Source organism: Pseudomonas sp. 05N434 (genome assembly GCF_056396965.1).
In genome coordinates this window covers 1-2600 of the sequence record NZ_JBFTMK010000643.1, presented here as the reverse complement: position 1 = coordinate 2600, position 2600 = coordinate 1, and the positions used below count along the sequence as shown (strand labels likewise).

At 58.5% G+C, this 2600-nt stretch carries 2 protein-coding genes; one reads left to right on the top strand and one right to left on the bottom strand.

Annotated features, from left to right (window positions below):
- Positions 1 to 358: GTP-binding protein (locus AC1DLB_RS27340; RefSeq protein ID WP_477786036.1), on the top strand; the 358-nt coding region annotated here is incomplete at its 5' end.
- Between the two features lie 298 nt (positions 359 to 656).
- Here the strand turns inward: AC1DLB_RS27340 and polA are convergent.
- The coding region (gene polA / locus AC1DLB_RS27335) for a DNA polymerase I (protein ID WP_477786035.1) at positions 657 to 2600 on the bottom strand (1944 nt) is incomplete at its 5' end.

Below are 2600 nucleotides of genomic sequence, written 5' to 3'. Positions count from 1 at the left end.
GAAGATGCACTGGCAGCGTCACCTGGAAGCCTATCTGGGTGGCCGTGAGAGTCTGAAAGGTTTGATTCTGATGATGGACATCCGTCATCCAATGACCGACTTCGACCTGTTGATGCTCGATTGGGCCGTCGCCAGCGGCATGCCGATGCATATTCTGCTGACCAAGGCCGACAAACTGACCTACGGCGCGGCAAAAAACACGCTGCTCAAGGTTCAATCGGAAATCCGCAAGGGTTGGGGCGATGCGATCACTATCCAGCTGTTTTCGGCCCCCAAGCGCATGGGCCTGGAAGAAGCCTACACCGTACTGGCGGACTGGATGGAGTTGGCGGACAAGGGTGCCGAGGCTGCCGAGTAAGTCTCTCGAGGCCAATTGGCAGGCAAAAAAAACCCCGGACTTCGTATGGGGAGGGAGAAGTTCCGGGGTTCAAGTTCCGGACCGCTAGGGCGGGGTCCAGATATCTGCCAACACTTAACACAACATAGGAGCATCGAAGGGCTTCACCAGCCATTCAGTATCTCTGAGTGGCGGTTCACGGATTTAGTTCAGACTATTTTCAAAAACCATTGGAAATAATCGCTGTCATTTTCTGCTCTATAGCCCTTCGTCATGTGCTGCAGCGCCAGGCCGCAGCACAAACGTCTTTTCAGGCGGCTCAGTGCGCCTCATCCCAGTTGTTGCCTGCGCCCACCTCAACCAGAAGCGGTACGTCCAGTTGTGCGGCGTTGCTCATGTGCACGCGAATCTCCTCGCGTACCTGGTCGACCAGGTCCTCACGCACCTCGAGCACCAATTCATCGTGTACCTGCAGGATGACTTTGGCGTCCAGGCCTGACGATGCCAGCCAGTTGTCCACCGCCACCATGGCTTTCTTGATGATGTCCGCCGCGGTGCCTTGCATCGGGGCGTTGATCGCCGTGCGCTCGGCAGCTTTGCGCAGGGCCTGGTTTTTCGCGTTGATTTCCGGCAAGTACAGGCGACGACCAAAGATGGTTTCGACGAAGCCTTGCTCGGCGGCCTGGGCGCGCGTGCGCTCCATGTACTGCAGCACGCCGGGATAACGGGCGAAATAACGGTCGATGTAGGCCTGGGACTGTTTGCGATCGACGCCGATCTGCTTGGCCAGGCCAAACGCGCTCATGCCGTAGATCAAGCCGAAGTTGATGGCTTTCGCGCTTCGACGCTGATCGTTGGTAACCGCATCCAGCTCGACGCCGAACACTTCTGCGGCCGTGGCCCGGTGGACATCGAGGTTGTTGCGGAAGGCATGCAGCAAGCCTTCGTCCTTGGCCAGGTGCGCCATTATCCGCAGTTCGATTTGCGAGTAATCCGCGGCCAGCAGTTTGTAGCCTTTCGGCGCGACGAACGCCTGACGAATCCGGCGACCTTCGGCGGTACGGATCGGAATGTTCTGCAGGTTCGGGTCGATGGACGACAAACGCCCGGTGGCTGCGACAGCTTGCTGGTAAGACGTATGAATGCGCCCGGTGCGTGCGTTGATCTGCTCTGGCAAACGGTCGGTGTAGGTGCTTTTGAGCTTGCTCAGCGAGCGGTATTGCATCAGCACCTTGGGCAGCGGGTAGTCCTGTTCGGCCAACTCGGCCAGCACGGCTTCGGCAGTCGACGCCTGACCCTTGGCGGTTTTGCTGAGTACAGGCAAACCGAGCTTTTCGTAGAGGATCACGCCCAGTTGCTTTGGCGAGCCAAGGTTGAATTCTTCACCGGCAATGGCAAAGGCCTCACGCTCAAGGGCGACCAGTTTCTCGCCCAGCTCGACGCTCTGGATGCCCAGCAGGTTGGCGTCTACAAGCGCGCCCTGGCGCTCGATACGGGCCAGGACCGGCATCAGCGGCATTTCAATCTCGTTGAGCACTTTGACCAGGCTTGGCGTCGCGGTCAGTTTTTCCTGCAATACCAGATGCAGGCGGAAGGTGACATCGGCGTCTTCGGCGGCATAGGGACCCGCCAGCTCAAGGGAAATCTGGTCGAAGGTCAGCTGTTTGACGCCTTTGCCCGCAATCTCCTGGATGTCGGTCTTGCTTTGGCCCAGGTACTTGAGCGCCAGGCTGTCCATGTCGTGGCGGGTGGCCGTTGAGTCCAGTACGTAGGACTCGAGCATGGTGTCGTAGGCAATACCCTGAACAGTAATCCCGTTGTTCTGATCGCCACCGATGGCGCAATTGGCGAGGATATTGGTGTCGAACTTCGCATGTTGGCCGACTTTCAGTTTATTCGGGTTTTCCAGCAGCGGTTTCAACGCCAGCAGCACGGTGTCACGGTCCAGTTGTTCCGGTACGCCCATGTAGGAATGGGTCAGCGGAATGTAGGCTGCTTCGTTGGCCGCGACAGAGAACGACAGGCCTACCAGTTGCGCGTGTTGGGCATCGCTGCCGTTGGTTTCGGTGACGAAGGCGATCAGCAGCGCCTTGTCGAGTTTGTCCAGCCAGGCCTCGAAGCGCTTCTGGTCGAGGATGGTTTCGTATTTCGCTTCGGCGGCACCCGGCTGCTCCTGGGCGACCTCGACGATGTCCTGACCCGAACGCTTGGCGTCGCGCTGGTTCTCTTCGAACCAGCTCTTAAACTCCAGCAGGGAATAGAG